16 protein-coding genes and 1 tRNA gene are annotated in these 15878 nt (G+C 34.7%); 6 read left to right on the top strand and 11 right to left on the bottom strand.

Translation table 11 applies throughout. The annotated features are described in order from the left end of the window. Nucleotides 1-21: 21 nt before the first annotated feature. The 4 genes from ACE94K_RS02960 to pdxA form a co-directional block, all read right to left on the bottom strand. Nucleotides 22-1017, bottom strand: coding sequence for a beta-ketoacyl-ACP synthase III (locus tag ACE94K_RS02960; RefSeq protein WP_378179716.1), 996 nt, complete (start codon nucleotides 1015-1017; stop codon nucleotides 22-24). A gap of 257 nt (nucleotides 1018-1274) precedes the next feature. Next, nucleotides 1275-1472, bottom strand: coding sequence for a 50S ribosomal protein L32 (rpmF, locus tag ACE94K_RS02955; protein WP_280933679.1), 198 nt, complete (start codon nucleotides 1470-1472; stop codon nucleotides 1275-1277). 10 nt (nucleotides 1473-1482) lie between these two features. Next, on the bottom strand, nucleotides 1483-2022 hold the full coding sequence (locus tag ACE94K_RS02950; RefSeq protein ID WP_378179714.1) for a DUF177 domain-containing protein: 540 nt from the start codon (nucleotides 2020-2022) through the stop codon (nucleotides 1483-1485). Between the two features lie 270 nt (nucleotides 2023-2292). Then, nucleotides 2293-3360, bottom strand: a complete 1068-nt coding sequence (pdxA, locus tag ACE94K_RS02945; RefSeq protein ID WP_378179712.1) for a 4-hydroxythreonine-4-phosphate dehydrogenase PdxA — start codon at nucleotides 3358-3360, stop codon at nucleotides 2293-2295. An 85-nt stretch (nucleotides 3361-3445) separates the two neighbouring features. Here pdxA and ACE94K_RS02940 point away from each other — a divergent pair, with 85 nt between their 5' ends. Continuing rightward, entirely contained in the window at nucleotides 3446-4033 is a 588-nt protein-coding gene (locus ACE94K_RS02940) for a riboflavin synthase (protein ID WP_378179709.1), read from the top strand. A gap of 16 nt (nucleotides 4034-4049) precedes the next feature. Here the strand turns inward: ACE94K_RS02940 and ACE94K_RS02935 are convergent, their stop codons facing one another. Next, nucleotides 4050-4223 (bottom strand): hypothetical protein, encoded by a 174-nt coding sequence (locus tag ACE94K_RS02935; protein ID WP_378179706.1) that lies wholly within the window; start codon nucleotides 4221-4223, stop codon nucleotides 4050-4052. A gap of 381 nt (nucleotides 4224-4604) precedes the next feature. On the opposite strand from ACE94K_RS02935, the gene ACE94K_RS02930 reads away from it, so the two are divergent. After that, entirely contained in the window at nucleotides 4605-7595 is a 2991-nt protein-coding gene (locus ACE94K_RS02930; RefSeq protein ID WP_378179703.1) for a carboxypeptidase-like regulatory domain-containing protein, read from the top strand. 248 nt (nucleotides 7596-7843) lie between these two features. On the opposite strand, the gene ACE94K_RS02925 is transcribed toward ACE94K_RS02930, so the two are convergent. From ACE94K_RS02925 to mce, 3 genes are all read right to left on the bottom strand, one after another. Continuing rightward, nucleotides 7844-8146 (bottom strand): GIY-YIG nuclease family protein, encoded by a 303-nt coding sequence (locus ACE94K_RS02925; RefSeq protein WP_378179700.1) that lies wholly within the window; start codon nucleotides 8144-8146, stop codon nucleotides 7844-7846. Nucleotides 8147-8195: 49 nt separating this feature from the next. Further along, nucleotides 8196-8269: transfer RNA gene (locus ACE94K_RS02920), tRNA-Ile, on the bottom strand. Between the two features lie 119 nt (nucleotides 8270-8388). Then, on the bottom strand, nucleotides 8389-8802 hold the full coding sequence (gene mce, locus ACE94K_RS02915) for a methylmalonyl-CoA epimerase (RefSeq protein WP_378179697.1): 414 nt from the start codon (nucleotides 8800-8802) through the stop codon (nucleotides 8389-8391). A 186-nt stretch (nucleotides 8803-8988) separates the two neighbouring features. On the opposite strand from mce, the gene rbfA reads away from it, so the two are divergent. Next, complete coding sequence (gene rbfA / locus ACE94K_RS02910; RefSeq protein ID WP_378179694.1) at nucleotides 8989-9381, top strand: 30S ribosome-binding factor RbfA; 393 nt, start codon at nucleotides 8989-8991, stop codon at nucleotides 9379-9381. A gap of 99 nt (nucleotides 9382-9480) precedes the next feature. Next, nucleotides 9481-10686 (top strand): ABC transporter permease, encoded by a 1206-nt coding sequence (locus ACE94K_RS02905; protein WP_378179692.1) that lies wholly within the window; start codon nucleotides 9481-9483, stop codon nucleotides 10684-10686. Nucleotides 10687-10699: 13 nt separating this feature from the next. Here ACE94K_RS02905 and dusB read toward each other — a convergent pair whose 3' ends face one another. Beyond that, on the bottom strand, nucleotides 10700-11692 hold the full coding sequence (dusB, locus tag ACE94K_RS02900) for a tRNA dihydrouridine synthase DusB (RefSeq protein ID WP_378179689.1): 993 nt from the start codon (nucleotides 11690-11692) through the stop codon (nucleotides 10700-10702). 284 nt (nucleotides 11693-11976) lie between these two features. Here dusB and lepA point away from each other — a divergent pair, with 284 nt between their 5' ends. Then, nucleotides 11977-13773, top strand: coding sequence for a translation elongation factor 4 (gene lepA, locus ACE94K_RS02895; protein ID WP_378179686.1), 1797 nt, complete (start codon nucleotides 11977-11979; stop codon nucleotides 13771-13773). Nucleotides 13774-14068: 295 nt separating this feature from the next. Here the strand turns inward: lepA and ACE94K_RS02890 are convergent, their stop codons facing one another. Then, the gene (locus tag ACE94K_RS02890; protein ID WP_378179683.1) at nucleotides 14069-14887 is read right to left on the bottom strand and encodes an HAD family hydrolase; all 819 of its coding nucleotides are present in this window, start codon (nucleotides 14885-14887) and stop codon (nucleotides 14069-14071) included. Nucleotides 14888-14986: 99 nt separating this feature from the next. Between ACE94K_RS02890 and ACE94K_RS02885 the strand changes: the two genes are divergently transcribed. Beyond that, nucleotides 14987-15409 carry a secondary thiamine-phosphate synthase enzyme YjbQ gene (locus tag ACE94K_RS02885; RefSeq protein ID WP_378179680.1) on the top strand — a complete coding sequence of 141 codons (423 nt, stop codon included), beginning with the start codon at nucleotides 14987-14989 and terminating at the stop codon, nucleotides 15407-15409. Here ACE94K_RS02885 and ACE94K_RS02880 read toward each other — a convergent pair. Beyond that, complete coding sequence (locus tag ACE94K_RS02880; protein ID WP_378179677.1) at nucleotides 15406-15843, bottom strand: hypothetical protein; 438 nt, start codon at nucleotides 15841-15843, stop codon at nucleotides 15406-15408. The genes ACE94K_RS02885 and ACE94K_RS02880 overlap by 4 nt on opposite strands. Nucleotides 15844-15878 lie beyond the last annotated feature (35 nt).

Here is a 15878-nt window from a genome sequence, read left to right as displayed (position 1 = left end):
GGTATTGTGTGTTTTAGTTGTTTAGGAATTATAGGCCCATTTTAAGTAAATAGACCCCCAAGTAAAGCCTCCACCAAATGAGGCAAATACTATATTATCTCCTTTTTTGAGTTGTTTTTCGTAATCGCTTAATAATAATGGTAATGTTGCTGATGTAGTATTACCATATTTATGAATATTCATAAGAACTTTGTTTTCGTCCAGATTCATTCTGTTGGCAGTAGCATCAATAATTCGCTTATTTGCTTGATGTGCAACCAACCAATCAACATCTTCTCCTGTCAAATTATTTCGTTCCATGATTTTTGTACTTGCATCTGCCATATTAGAGACAGCATATTTGAAGACTGATTTTCCATCTTGTTGAACGAAGTGTTGTCTTTTGGCTACTGTTTCTTCTGATGGAGGAAGGATAGATCCACCGGCTTCAATTTTTAGGAATTCACGGCCAACACCATCTGTCCTTAAGTATTCATCTTGTAGTCCAAATCCTTCTTCATTAGGTTCAAAAAGGACTGCCCCACCACCATCGCCAAAAATAATGCAAGTGGTACGGTCTGTATAATCAATAATAGATGACATTTTATCGGCACCAATCAGTAATATCTTTTTGTATCTACCAGCTTCTATATAACTGGCAGCTGTAGACATTCCATATAAAAAACTTGAGCACGCTGCTTGTAAATCGTAGGAAAATGCATTAATTGCTCCTATTTCGGAAGCTGCATATGCTGCTGTAGCGGCTACCGGAAGGTCTGGAGTTGCAGTGGCAAAGATTACCATGTCAATTTCCTTAGGGTCAAGATTTTTTTTGGCAATTAAATCTTCTGCTGCTTTTATACCTAGAAAAGAACTTCCTTTTCCTTCTTCTTTTAATATTCTTCGTTCTTTAATACCAGTACGAGTGGTGATCCATTCATCGTTTGTATCAACCATGGTTGCTAATATCTCATTAGATAACACATAGTCGGGCACATAAGCGCCTACAGCTGTGATAGCGGCTGTGATTTTACTCATATCTTGATTTTAGTTTCATTCAAAAACTTATAATCATAAGTCTCGAATGGAATTTGCTAACGCTTATATTACAGCTATTAGCATCAATAAATTGCTTAGGTTGTTCCAAGACTTTTTGCAAAAATGTAAAAAGTGGTTGAAATTACTAAATTACATGCAAATATGGCGCAAAATAACTGGATTTTGACACATATTCAACTAAAAACAAAAAAACTCTCACAATTGTGAGAGTTCTCTATATAATTTTAACAGTATACTTACGCTACTTCTTCTTCGGTGTTGTCAATAATTACTTGACCACGGTAATATAATTTACCTTCGAACCAATGTGCTCTGTGATATAAATGTGCTTCTCCTGTTGTAGGATCTGTTGCAATTTGCGGTACAGTAGCTTTATAATGTGTTCTTCTCTTATCTCTTCTAGTTCTGGAGATTTTTCTCTTAGGATGTGCCATTGCTTAGCTATTATTTATCGTTTAATAAGTTTTTTAATTTATCCCAACGAGGATCAATTTCCTCGTTATCCTTTTCTAATGTTCTTTCTTTTGGACTTAACTCTTCAAGCTTTTCAAGTATGTCTGATTCTAATGTTCCGTCTTCGACTCCGGGATGAACTCTTTTAGAAGGTACTCCTAAAACAATAAGCTCATAAACATACTGCATTACGTTGATCTCATATTCTCCGTGTGGGATAATAAGAATCTCTTCGTTTTCGTTATTGTACTCTTCTCCAAATTTCACTACTAAAAAGAATTCATTTTTAATAGGTAAATCGAAAGGTTCATTAGTTACATCGCAATTTACATTTACTGTGCCATTGGCCACAAAACGTAGTTCCAACATTGTAGTTTTTTTGTTAAACTCCAAGTCTACTTTTATCGCGGATGCGTTAAATTCATCATACTCAAAATGTTCGAAGAACGTATTGCCAATTTGATACTCAAAATTGTGTAATCCTTGCTTCAGTCCAACAAAAGGGATGTTAAACTCTTTTTTTGGTTTCATTTCATCATCAGTTTCGAGTCTCTGCCGATTTGACAAAGGCGGGTGCAAAGATAACAAAAAATCGTTATGAATTCATTTTTGCAAATAAAATTATATCAGAAAGTTAGTATTTAGCTTATGATAATATGAGTGTTTGAGTTTATATTTCAGTTTTTCTCATAAGTATCTGGATTATAGGTTAGTATCGGATTCTGGATTTTAATACTTCATATCATCTATGTTTTTTACATTTTCAATTCCCTGCAGTCTCTTATGCTGTAATGCATACTTCTATGTTTTATTTCCTTTAAATTGAGGCTTTCGAGGTTGTTTTTTTAGCGGATTCTTGGTTAGTTCTGCATATTCCTGTCTGTTTTTAAAAATTTTTAATGCAGCAAAAACAGCTTCTTTAAAAGATCCATTATCAGCTTTGTTTTTTCCGGCAATTTCAAAAGCGGTTCCGTGATCAGGAGATGTACGAACTTTGTTCAATCCTGCAGTATAATTAACACCTTTACCAAATGATAATGTTTTAAAAGGTATTAAACCTTGATCGTGATAGGAAGCTACAATCGCATCAAAGGCTTTATAGCCATCAGATCCAAAAAAACTATCTGCTGCATAGGGGCCATATATTAATTTACCGGATTCATTTATTTTTTTGATTGTAGGTTTAAGTATTTCTTCGTCTTCTTTGCCTATCACACCATTATCTCCACTGTGAGGATTGATACCCAAAATTGCTATTTTTGGTTTGCTAATGCCAAAATCTTCTTTCAGCGCAGTATAAATAGTATCTACTTTTTGTTCAATAAGCTCTGGTGTTATGGTGTCAGCAATGTCTTTTACAGCCACGTGATCCGTAAGTAGCCCAACCTTAAGTGTATCGGTAATCATAAACATAAGGCTATTGCCGTCTAACTCCTGATCGAGATAATCCGTATGTCCCGGAAAATTAAAGTCTTCAGACTGTATACTATGTTTATTAATAGGAGCCGTTACCAACACATCTACTTCATCATTTTTTAATGCGGCTGTGGCAGCCTTTAAAGATTTTATGGCGTAGGCCCCAACTTTTTCATCTTCTTGACCAAAATTAATATCTATTCCTTCTTTCCAAACGTTTAAGACATTTATTTTACCATCTAGAATTTGAGAGGTTTTATCAATACCGTGTAAATTCACATTGATATCATACTGTTTTTTCAGAAAAGAAAGAACCTTGACAGACGCAAAGATGACGGGAGTGCAAAAATCCAACATACGGGAATCCTCGAATGTCTTTAGTACGACTTCACTTCCAATACCATTTAGGTCACCTATGGATATTCCTAATCTTATTTTTTCTTCTTTCTTCATTATAACTTACTTTATAAGTATTTTTGAAACCTAAAAACAGATTACAAATTTTAAGGTCACAAATTTAACTAAATAATTCGCATTTATGTTTACAGGAATCATTGAAGAATTAGGAACAGTAGTGAATCTAAATGCAGATCAGGAGAATCTGGATATTATGGTTCGTACGAATTTTACCCCAGAACTCAAGATCGATCAAAGTGTAGCCCATAATGGTGTATGCTTAACAGTAGTTTCTATTAAAGATGATTGTTACGTGGTAACGGCAATTAAAGAGACTTTGGATAAAACGAATTTGAAAGATCTAAAAGTCGGACAAATTTTAAATTTAGAACGGGGGATGAAATTAGGCGCTCGTCTGGATGGTCATATCGTTCAGGGGCACGTGGATCAAACAGCCGTTTGCACAAACATAAAAGAAGCAGATGGTAGCTGGTATTTTACTTTTGAGTATGACCCTTCGTTAAGTAATATTACGATCGAAAAAGGTTCAATTACCGTCAACGGCGTAAGTCTTACTGTTGTAAATTCAGAAAAACAGGTATTTAGCGTGGCTATCATTCCGTTTACCTATAAACATACTAATTTCAATACCTTTGAAGTAGGTACTGTCGTAAATTTAGAGTTTGATGTTATTGGTAAATATGTAAAAAGAATCACTGAGTTAGGATAGATTTTTCTCTAATACTTTAACTAGCCAAAATAGTATCTATTTTTTCTACTTCACTAAATCGAAATAGTGAGAAAGATTCTTCGTCTATTTTTAAAATCACGCCCCCTAAATCCTTATCGTTTACACAAGATTTAAAATCTAACACTTTCCCAAAATGTTGACTTTTGGTATCAATTACTTTATACTGCATAATCACAAGTTTTGATTTGTATTCCTTTTAGCATTGCTGGTGTTCTTTCCCCAAAAAACATGCCAGAACGTAGTGATCTCAAAAGATAAATTTAAAATGAGGAGTTGAGTTTTAAAAATTATTTTATCAAGTTTTGTTAACAATTTGAGGTTAGTTATCTGTTTTTCAGATAGCAAACGGTGTAAAATGATAAAACAATCGTTAGGGTTTGGTTAATTTTTTACTTCTGAATTTTCTTTGTTTTATCTTGGTATTATTGTTGTGGAGAAATATAACAATCTTAAGAATTGGGGTTTTGAGATATATTCGTATTGGGTTCGCATTTCAGGTGTCGTAATCCAGGAACGATTCTTAAAATATAATTTTATAAATCACTGAGTTATGGGTACACGCAAATTTTTACTTTTCATCGCTTCCGCTTTCCTACCTCTAATGATATTTTCACAATATAACATTAGAATTGAAGCTTATGTAATTGATCAAAAAACAAATCAACCAATCCCTTATGTCAATATTGGTTTTGTAGATAATGGAATTGGTACTGTAAGTAGAGAAGATGGTTGGTTTCAGCTGTTATATGATGAATCAAGAATACCGAAAACGGCAACGATACAAATCTCTAGCATTGGATATAAAACACTGAGTTTTTCTGCAAATAGATTTTATAATCTACTTACCAAAGACAATAAATTATATTTGAAACCAGAGGTAGAGGTCTTAGAAGAGGCAGTAATTTATGCCGGTAAAAATGTTCGAGACTCGCTAGGATACTTCTCATATGCATCTAACCTTATGGCATATTGGAAGGATAAACAAGCGCTAGGGGGCGAAATGGGCTCTTTAATAAAGCTAGGTAAGAAGAGAAATACCAAAATTCATAAATTAAAATTTAATATTTTAGAAAATTCGGCAGATAGCATTTTGGTGCGAGTAAATGTGTATGATGTTCGACGAGGAAAACCGAATAGGAATATACTACGCAATAATATTTATCACGCAATTTCTAAAAAGAAAGGTGAGGAGACTATTGATTTAGCACCTTACAATATTAGAACGGATGATGATTTCATAATCTCATTAGAATTGATAAAAGTATATGGAGAAAATATAGAGTTTGCCATCACAGCCAGTCCTCGTGGGAAAGCATATTTGAGATATGTCAGTAAAGATGCCTGGAAAAGATTGTATGAAAGAGGTGTAGCATTTCAAGTGGAAACGTCTTATTCTGAATCTGCAATCGATACCGAAGAACGACCAAAGCCAGATCATATTACTTTGTTTTGGGATACCTCGCTATCTATGAGAAACAGGGATTTCGAGTCAGAAAAGAAATTGCTGGAAAAATATTTTTCAGCTCTGGAAGAAGTAACTGTTGACCTAGTTCCTTTTTCTAATAATCTTCAGGATAAACAAACATTTACCATTAAAAAAGGAAATAGTAGAGAGCTCATAAGGACTTTGGAGAGTTTTACGTATAATGGAGCCAGCAATTTTTCTGAATTATTCTCTGAAAATATAGAAACAGATCAATATTTGGTCTTTACAGATGGTTTGGCAACCTACGGAAATCATCAATCAAAATATGACATTCCTGTATTTTATATTAATAGCAAAGAGGAAGGTGATCATATTTTACTTCAACAAGCTAGCCAATACAGCGATGGCTTTTATCTTCATACGCCAAAAATGGGTTTATCGCAAATGCTTACGAGTTTATTGAAAGATACTATTGATGGTTCTGTGTATCATAAAAAGAGCGAAGAAGATTTTCTAGCAGGTGAGGTATATGCAGATAATAGTCCGGTTCAGGGATGCACGGTACGTGTTAAAGGTACTTTGATTGAAACAGAAACCAATGCAGATGGAAAATTTATGATTGACGCCGAGATAGATGATATCTTAGTGTTTGAACATTTCGGAATGGATAAAAAAGAAATGCCAATTACAAGCACAAAAGATTTAAAAGTCATCCTGAACTCTAAATATGACAGATTAGCAGAAATTAATCTAAAATCTAAAAAATCCAGCGGAGGCGAGGATATTGTAAATAGAGGAGATCAAAAAGTGAAGAAAAGAAGTTTAGGAAGTGCTAATTATGTATTGACTGAAGAGGACTTTCCTAAATCAGCAGTTTTTTTATCGGATCTGATACGTGGAAGATTCCCTGGGGTTCAGGTTTTGGGGGTTGGAGATCGCGTAGTTTATCAAATCAGAGGAGCAAGATCTCTCACACAAAATGTCCCGCCACTATTCGTAGTTGATGGGGTCCAATTTTTTGAACCACCTGCGTTTTTACTACCAAATTTGGTAAAAAGCATATCTGTGATCAGCGGTTTAGGAGGAACTGCAAGATACGGGACTTTAGGTGCAGGAGGAGTGTTTGTCATTGAGACAAAACTTAATTCTCCTGACTTCAAGGATGATGAAGATATCAATTCTTTATTGGTAAAAGGAAATGACTATAATGAATCTGTGGTTTTAATAGATACCAATCAAGACAGACCAGCGTATTTAAATGATTTATGGAGCAGTGCTACTTATAAAGAAGCAATCAAAAAGTATTATGAATTAAGAGATACCTATTTTACAGAGGTTTCCTTTTATTTACAAGCTGCAGAATATTTTAGGATGTGGGACAAAAATTTTTCGAAGCAAGTATTATCTAATATTGCTGAGATTGGAAATAACAATTATAAGGCAATGCGTTCGTTAGCTTTTAAATTAGAGGAGTTAGAGCAGATTGACACATCAGTCTTGGTATACGAAAAGTTACTTGAATTGAAACCTAACTATGCGCAATCCTATTTGGACTTAGCTCGAATTTATACTGCAAGCGGAAATTATAAAGAGGCTTTTGATCTATATAAAGAAATGTTAGCCAACAGAAATGACAATGTAAAATTTGATGGCGTTTCTGGACAGTTGAAATCTCAATTGCAGCGTTTTATGAATAATCATAGAGCAGAAATATCTTACACAGATTTACCTGAAACCTTTTTGAAAGTAAAAAGCTCCCCAGCTAGAATTGTTTTTGATTGGAACGATCTCAATGCGGCTTTCGAACTTCAGTTTGTAAGTCCCGAAAATAAATATTTTAAATGGTCTCATCACTATGAACAACAACCTGATGTTCTATTAAAAGAATTAGAACAAGGAGTGAGTTCAAAGGAGTTTGTTCTGGATGAAACTTTCCAGGGACAATGGATTGTAAATATTAAATCATTAAATAATGATGCTTCTTCTTTAAATCCTATTTACATGAAATATACTATTTATCATAATTATGGATTACCAGAAGAAACGAAAGAGGTAAAATTTATTAAATTAAATAATCAAAAAGAAAAAGTTAGTTTAGATAAGTTTACGATCTAGTACAGAAGATATTTAATTGATCAACAAATTTAAAAAAAGCCTTAGTATAACACTAGGGCTTTTAGGTGGTTCAACTTGGGCTCCCTTCGGCTTTGCGAAGGACAGGCTTCTCGTCGCCCTATTTATTTTTTTAAAAAAAGAAAAAGCTGCTCCTATAAAAAGAAACAGCTTTATTCAAAATGGGTGGTCCCACTTGGGCTCGAACCAAGGACCCCCTGTCCCGATAGCTATCGGTAGAGTCAAGTGCTCTATAAAGATTTGATAATTTTTTCAATCATTTCAGGGTACTTTGTAAGGTTTTTAATATACCGTCTGCTTTTCATCGATTTAATTTTTCTTTCTACTGCTAATGCCATACGATAAGTTTTGGTCGGAATAAATAAGTATAATTCCCAGTCATTAGTGATAACGGTATAGCTTTTCTTACCATAAAAGCCAGAATTGTGCTTTTCTATTCTTTCGGATAAATTTTCTTGACATACTCCTACATAATACTTGCTTATTTTTTTACTGTATAAGATGTAACAGCCTATTTCTTTATTTTGTGTCATCGATTTATATGTGAATAAAAAAAGCCCTAGCTACTGCTAAGGCTTCGGGTGGTCCCACTTGGGCTCGAACCAAGGACCCCCTGATTATGAGTCAGGTGCTCTAACCAGCTGAGCTATGGGACCTAAAACGGAGGGCAAATTTAAGTAATTGCCGCAAACACGCCAAAAAAATCTTTCTATATTTTGAGAAAACTTTAGACACGCTAAAATCTACCTTCATGCTCTCTCGTTTTTGGTAAGGGTTAGAAATGGGCTTCCTGACAAAGCTCTACCAAAACACCATTAGTAGTTTTAGGGTGTATGAAAGCAACCAACTTATTATCTGCTCCTTTTTTTGGAGTTTTATTAATCAATTGAAATCCTTCTTTCTCTAATCTTTCCAGTTCTTTTTCGATATCATCTACATCAAACGCAATATGATGAATTCCTTCCCCTTTTTTAGCGATAAATTTTCCAATAGGACCATCATCTTTAGTGCTGGCCAGAAGCTCTATCTTGTTTTCACCGACTTTAAAAAAAGAAGTAATCACAGCTTCACTTTCTACAACTTCTTGTTTGTAAGGAGGAACTCCCAATAATTGTTCGTATAAGGTATTGGCCTGATCAATATCTTTTACTGCAATTCCAATGTGTTCAATCTTATTAATATGATTCATCTATTAAGTTTATTCTTTTTTGTTGTGAAACCTACTTTGTATGGAGGCAGGTGTAACTCCAAATTTTATGGCTGATTTTATAAATTATTATCATTAGTAGGATGTAAAAGTATAAAATAGTTGTAAGCAAAGGATTTTATAATAAAAGAAAATCAATACATCACATAATTACCTATTTTTGTAGCTATGGAAACAAACAGACAGAAAAAAATAGGTGGTGTATTACAACGAGATGTTGCCGACGTAATCCAACATGCTTTACGTGAAGCAGGAGTACAAGGGATTCTAGTTTCTGTTACGAAGGTAAGTGTAACCACAGATTTATCGATAGCAAAGGTATATATGAGTGTTTTTCCTCATAGTGAAGGTGAAAAAGTATTAAATGAAGTCAACGCAGTAAAATCACAAATTAAACATCAAGTAGCGCAGCGTACAAAAAATCAACTTCGTCGTATGCCCGAGCTATCTTATTTTATTGATGATTCTTTGGAGTATATAGATAATATCGAAAAAGCAATTAAAGGAGAAGAGAATCCTATCCAGAATCCTGATTTGCTGCCACGTCGTAAAAAGAAATAAAATTTTATAATGTTTGTTAGAGAATAAGGGTTTTATAATCTTATTAATCTTTTATCTTTATTCCAAAATTAATTTTAGTTAGATTCCGTAGTTTACGATTTGAAATTTCCTTATTACATCGCTAAGCGATATCTATTTTCTCCAGGAAGCAGTAACGCTATTAATATCATTACTGGTATTGCTGCAGCAGGAGTAGTTATTGGTGCTATGTCATTATTCATCGTATTGTGCGGGTTTGCAGGCTTAAAAGATTTTAGCCTTCAGTTTTCGACGTATTTTGATCCTGATCTTAAACTTTTTCCCGCAAGTGGAAAAACATTTGCTTTTACGAATTCTCAGGAAGAAAAACTTTCTAATTTAAAAGGTGTTGCCAATTTCTCTGAGATTATAGAAGAGCGTGTCTTTCTGGAATTTAAGGATAAGCAAAAAACTGCTTTTATAAAAGGCGTTGATGCTAATTATAAAAATGTAATTCAGACAGATAGTATTATTGTCATAGGCGAATGGTTAGTAGGTAATGATGCGCAAGTAGTTTCTGGATTTGGTGTTAGTAGAGAATTGGGTATGGGGGTAGAGCAAGTTTACACTAATTTTTTAAATATATATGTTCCCAAGCCCGGCAAAGGAATTCCTAAAGATCCATCTAAAGCATTCAGAAAGAAAACAGCGGTAAATACTGGTATTTATACGGTAAACGAAGATCTTGACAAAAAGTATGTTTTTTCTACGATTGGTTTAGCAAGAGATTTGTTAAAAATACCAGAAGGTTTTGTTACCAATATAGAGCTAAAATTATCACCGGATACAGATGAAGATGATGTTAAAAAACAATTACGGTTAATTTTTGAAGATCAGATAGTTATAAAGAACAGAATACAACTTAATGATACTCTTTATAAAATGCTAAATACAGAAAATTTAGCTTCGTATTTGGTAATTACCTTGATCGCAATCATCGCGTTATTTAATGTTGCCGGTGCAATTATTATGATGATTATTGACAAAAAAAGTAATATTAAAACACTATATAATCTAGGGGCGACCTTACCAAAAATAAGGGCTATATTTTTGCTGCAGGGATCGCTGATGACAATTTTAGGAACTTTATTGGGCCTTGTCTTAGGCTTTATAATCATTGTATGTCAACAACAGTTTGGTCTTTTGATGATAACACCATCACTGCCGTATCCAACCAAAATCACAGGAGTTAGCTTTGTGCTTGTATTTTTAACAATTACCGTGATTGGTATTATAGCTTCCTTATTAGCATCTAGTAGAATCAATCAGAAATTGGTGAGTTTGTAACCCAAAAAAAAGTTTATACAAACTCAAATCCTGCAAATTTTTCCTGAATCTCATCAAAAGCAGCAAATACATCTTCAGAATGATCACTGGTTACCATCTTGGTTCGGTATTCTTTAAAGTGCGGAATTCCTTTAAAATAATTGGTATAATGTCTTCGTGTTTCGAAAACACCTAGCTTTTCTCCTTTCCAGTCGATAGCCATTTGCAAGTGTCTACGTGCTGCAATAACACGCTCTTCTATACTTGGTGGAGGTAAATGTTCTCCGGTTTTAAAAAAGTGTTTTACCTCTTTAAAAAACCAAGGATATCCGATACTAGCTCGACCTATCATTGCGCCGTCCAATCCATATTGATCTCTCATTTCCATCGCACGCTCTGGACTATCCACATCGCCATTACCAAAAACAGGAATATGCATTCTGGGGTTATTTTTTACTTCTGCAATCGGTCTCCAATCCGCATTACCTTTGTACATCTGCGCGCGAGTGCGTCCGTGAATAGCAATAGCTTTGGCTCCTGCATCCTGTATTCTTTCGGCAACTTCTACTATTTTTATAGAATCATGATCCCACCCCAACCTGGTTTTGACAGTTACGGGCAATTTGGTATGCTCTACCATGGCCTTGGTTAAGGAAACCATCAAATCAATATCTTTCAGAATACCTGCTCCTGCACCTTTACTCACTACTTTTTTTACAGGACATCCAAAATTAATATCTATAATATCCGGTCCAGATGCTTCTACAATCTCAACAGATTTAAGCATAGAATCCAGGTTGGCTCCAAAAATCTGAATTCCTACCGGTCTTTCTTTTTCGTAAATATCCAATTTCATGACGCTCTTTGCCGCATCCCGAATCAATCCCTCACTAGAAATAAACTCGGTATACACCACATCTGCGCCTTGCTCCTTGCAAAGGGCGCGAAAAGGGGGATCACTCACATCTTCCATCGGTGCTAACAGCAATGGAAATTCTCCTACATCTATGTCTCCTATCTTTGCCACAATCTATGTATGTTACGTTATTTCAATTTTATTATGACGCAAAAATACGAATTCTAAGTAATCTTAGAGGATCAATAAAGCTACTGGTCTAAAAATGCAACATTAGATGATATAAACCTTCTAAAATCGATTATATTTGCAGACTAAATGATTTTGATTCAGCAGAATCAAATTTTTCGGGCAGGGATAGAAGTGGCATCCTTTTTTGTTGTTGAAGGCAAGAGCGGTAGAAAACAAAAAAGATATAGCGGATAGCTCGGTTTAGCCCGCCAAAAAAAATAGAGATGAAGAACATAAGAAATTTTTGCATTATTGCGCATATTGATCACGGTAAGAGTACGCTGGCGGATCGGCTTTTAGATTTTACCGGATCTGTTACAGCTCGTGAGGCTCAGAATCAGTTATTGGATAATATGGATCTGGAACGCGAACGTGGGATTACGATCAAGAGTCACGCGATCCAGATGGAGTACACATATAAAGGTGAAGAGTATATTCTGAATCTTATTGATACTCCGGGACACGTAGATTTTTCTTATGAAGTTTCTCGTTCTATTGCTGCTTGTGAAGGTGCTCTGCTAATTGTTGATGCTGCACAAAGTATACAGGCGCAGACCATTTCTAATTTATATTTAGCGTTGGAAAATGACCTGGAAATTATTCCGGTGTTAAACAAGGTAGATTTACCAAGTGCTAATCCAGAAGAAGTAACAGATGATATAGTAGATTTGTTAGGTTGTGATCCTGAAGAGGTGATTCCTGCCAGTGCAAAAACCGGTATTGGAATCGAAGAAATTCTGACCGCCATTATCGAACGAATTCCTGCCCCGGAAGGAAACCCTAATGAACCATTACAGGCTTTGATTTTCGATTCTGTATACAATTCTTTTAGAGGAGTAGAGACTTATTTTAAGGTGGTGAATGGTGAAATAAGAAAAGGACAGCAAATTAAATTTGTTGCCACAGGAAAAAATTATTTTGCTGATGAGGTGGGTACTTTAAAACTAAAACAAGCTCCCAAACAAGTAATTAAAACAGGTGATGTGGGGTATCTCATCACAGGTATCAAAGATGCACGCGAAGTAAAGGTAGGAGATACCATTACAGATGCAAAAACTCCAACCAAGAATGCTATCGCAGGTTTTGAGGATGTAAAACCTATGGTATTTGCCGGGATTTATCCTGTAGATACAGAAGATTATGAGGAGTTAAGGGCTTCTATGGAAAAACTACAGCTTAATGACGCATCGTTGGTCTTTGTGCCGGAGAGTTCTGCAGCATTAGGTTTTGGTTTCAGATGTGGATTTTTGGGAATGTTACATATGGAGATTATCCAGGAGCGTCTGGAACGTGAGTTTAACATGACTGTAATTACTACAGTGCCTAACGTATCATATCACGCCTTCACCAATAAAAATCCTGATGACATTATCGTAGTAAATAATCCATCTGATTTACCGGATCCATCGTCAATGAATCGTGTAGAAGAGCCTTATATCAAAGCGTCAATTATAACAAAGGCTGATTTTGTGGGATCTGTAATGTCTTTGTGTATTGAGAAACGTGGTGAAATCACAAATCAAACATATCTGACAACAGAGCGTGTAGAGCTTACCTTTGATATGCCACTAGCGGAAATCGTTTTTGATTTTTACGATCGTCTTAAAACTGTGTCCAAAGGATATGCTTCTTTTGATTATACTCCAATTGGGATGCGTGCTTCTAAATTGGTAAAAGTGGATATTTTACTGAATGGAAATACCGTAGATGCATTGTCCGCATTATTGCATAAGGATAATGCGTATGCTATCGGTAAAAAGATTTGCGAAAAACTGAAAGAATTGATTCCGCGTCAGCAATTTGATATTCCAATCCAAGCTGCAATTGGAGCTAAATTTATTGCTCGTGAAACGGTAAAAGCGCTACGTAAAGATGTAACGGCCAAATGTTATGGTGGAGATATCTCTCGTAAACGTAAATTACTTGAAAAGCAGAAGAAAGGTAAAAAGCGTATGCGTCAGGTAGGAAATGTAGAAATTCCTCAAGAAGCGTTTATGGCGGTGCTAAAGCTGAATGACTAATTTTATTTAGGGAATTTTACTGGAAATAAGTAGGAATAAACCTATGTTTATTGAGTTAAAAAACAAGATTAAATGCATTTTTTTAGGATAAAGTGTATTTATTGATTGTATTTTGCTATATTTGTTCCAGATTTAAAATATAATTAAAAATCCCTAACGCAACTAGCTATGCAGAATTTTTTTACCAAGCAACCTATTTACGTTTACTTTTTTATTATTTCTATCGTATTGGCTTGCCTTTCTTAGTAAAAGATAGTTCTCTATCAGTCACCTTTTGATATAAAAATTACTCGGATTAAATAAATTTGTTTTTTTTGGCTTCGATCATCTTTGCCAACATATATTCTACACCGTTTTCATCGTTACTCTTGGTGCTGTAATTGGCGGCTGCTTTTACATTAGGATGTGCATTTTGCATAGCAAAACTGTAGGTGGCTTGTGACATCATCTCCAAATCATTGTTGTAATCACCAAATACCATGGTTTCTTGGGTTGAAATATTGAGACTCTTTTGAAGATTTTGAAGTGCGTGTCCTTTATTAGCATCATTGTGAGATAAATCTAACCACATTTTGCCAGAAACTTTTACTTTTAATCTGTTTTCTAGATGTTTTAATGCAGGATATAAATATTTTTCTGATCCTTTTTCATTGCAGATAGCGATTTTTAGATACTGATCATCTAGTACCTGAGACAAATCATCTACAATCTTATATCTTCCGTAGAATTCGTTAAGCATGTTTTCAAAATCTTTCCCATAATCTTCGATATATGCTCTCTTTCGACCACATAATATTACCTGAGAGCCTTTTAAATCTTTTGTGATTTCTAATAACTCTAAATAGGTTTCGCGATCAATTTCTGTGGTTTGCAATTCTTCATCCTTGTGCATGGTTAAAGCGCCATTTTCTGCAATGACAATCATATCATCTTTAATGGCGTTCAATTTATGTAGGATACTATAGTATTGTCTGCCGCTTGCTGCAACAAACGTAACTCCTAATTCTTTTAGTTCGTCAAATAGATAGAAAAAGGATTGACTTACTTCTCCTCTGGAATTAAGAAGTGTGCCATCCATATCTGTAGCAACCAGTTTTATTTGGGATAAACCCATGCGATTAAAATTTAAAAAGCAAAGGTATAGGAGTTAAAAGTAATACAATCTGTTATTGATATAAATTTATATTAAATTGGTGTTTTAGAATATTTGAAAATGAAATTTTTCCAAAAAGAAATAAAACTCCAATCGTATCCCAGAGGCTTTCATTTAATTACTGAGGAGGTTCTTGCCGAAATTCCAGAAATTACCAAGATAGAAATCGGACAATTACAAGTATTTATTAAGCATACGTCTGCAAGCCTAACCATCAATGAAAATGCGGATTCAACGGTTCGACAAGATTTTGAAAGCCATATGAACCAACTGGTTCCTGAAAACCAACCGTATTATATTCATACTTATGAAGGACCTGATGACATGCCGGCACACATTAAAGCTTCTTTAATGGGAACATCTGTGCAGATACCCATTACAAAAGGGGAACTAAACTTGGGTACCTGGCAGGGAATTTATTTATGCGAACATAGAAATTATGGAGGTTCCAGAAAATTGGTCTTGACTGCTTTTGGTTCTTAAAACCAGTTAGCCCAGGGAATTCTGGAAAGCATCAATAACCAGGCAATTGTATAAAAAATCGCAAGCATTTTAAACTTGGGAGTGGATGTAAGTTTCTTTTTATGTTTAGAATATCCAATAGTAATAAAAACAACCATAGCAATCATCATGGTAGGGTGTTCTACATTATACAGTCTTAATAGAGGATCACCCATAATATCCTTTACAGGAACATCACTAAACCATAAAACAGTAGGTGATACAAAGAATATAATAATTCCGATCAAGAGTTGCAGATGAGTTACGATTAGTGCAAAAAGTGATATTCTAAAATCTTTGGGGGCGTATTCTCTTTTAGAAAAGAAACCGATTAAAGCATTAATAGTGGCTAGTGTAACCACTAGAACAACCAGATAAGCCCAATAAGAGTGAACGACTTGTATAGCTTCGTACATAATGATGTGTTTAGTTAGTGAAAACTATTTTTATC

Origin of the sequence: Aquimarina besae (assembly GCF_042434905.1) — a bacterium.
Taxonomy (GTDB): Bacteria; Bacteroidota; Bacteroidia; order Flavobacteriales; family Flavobacteriaceae; genus Aquimarina.
Note: the sequence above shows the minus strand (reverse complement) of the source record. Positions and strands in the feature narration are given on the sequence as shown.

Excerpts from the sequence above, each read along its gene's own strand:
- ACE94K_RS02960 (WP_378179716.1), bottom strand. The coding sequence starts at position 1,017 with ATGAGTAAAATCACAGCCGCTATCACAGCTGTAGGCGCTTATGTGCCC.
- ACE94K_RS02890 (WP_378179683.1), bottom strand. The coding sequence starts at position 14,887 with ATGGGTTTATCCCAAATAAAACTGGTTGCTACAGATATGGATGGCACA.
- ACE94K_RS02930 (WP_378179703.1), top strand. The coding sequence starts at position 4,605 with ATGGGTACACGCAAATTTTTACTTTTCATCGCTTCCGCTTTCCTACCT.
- rpmF (WP_280933679.1), bottom strand. The coding sequence starts at position 1,472 with ATGGCACATCCTAAGAGAAAAATCTCCAGAACTAGAAGAGATAAGAGA.
- ACE94K_RS02940 (WP_378179709.1), top strand. The coding sequence starts at position 3,446 with ATGTTTACAGGAATCATTGAAGAATTAGGAACAGTAGTGAATCTAAAT.
- ACE94K_RS02880 (WP_378179677.1), bottom strand. The coding sequence starts at position 15,843 with ATGTACGAAGCTATACAAGTCGTTCACTCTTATTGGGCTTATCTGGTT.
- ACE94K_RS02950 (WP_378179714.1), bottom strand. The coding sequence starts at position 2,022 with ATGAAACCAAAAAAAGAGTTTAACATCCCTTTTGTTGGACTGAAGCAA.
- ACE94K_RS02935 (WP_378179706.1), bottom strand. The coding sequence starts at position 4,223 with ATGCAGTATAAAGTAATTGATACCAAAAGTCAACATTTTGGGAAAGTG.
- rbfA (WP_378179694.1), top strand. The coding sequence starts at position 8,989 with ATGGAAACAAACAGACAGAAAAAAATAGGTGGTGTATTACAACGAGAT.
- pdxA (WP_378179712.1), bottom strand. The coding sequence starts at position 3,360 with ATGAAGAAAGAAGAAAAAATAAGATTAGGAATATCCATAGGTGACCTA.
- lepA (WP_378179686.1), top strand. The coding sequence starts at position 11,977 with ATGAAGAACATAAGAAATTTTTGCATTATTGCGCATATTGATCACGGT.
- mce (WP_378179697.1), bottom strand. The coding sequence starts at position 8,802 with ATGAATCATATTAATAAGATTGAACACATTGGAATTGCAGTAAAAGAT.
- ACE94K_RS02925 (WP_378179700.1), bottom strand. The coding sequence starts at position 8,146 with ATGACACAAAATAAAGAAATAGGCTGTTACATCTTATACAGTAAAAAA.
- ACE94K_RS02885 (WP_378179680.1), top strand. The coding sequence starts at position 14,987 with ATGAAATTTTTCCAAAAAGAAATAAAACTCCAATCGTATCCCAGAGGC.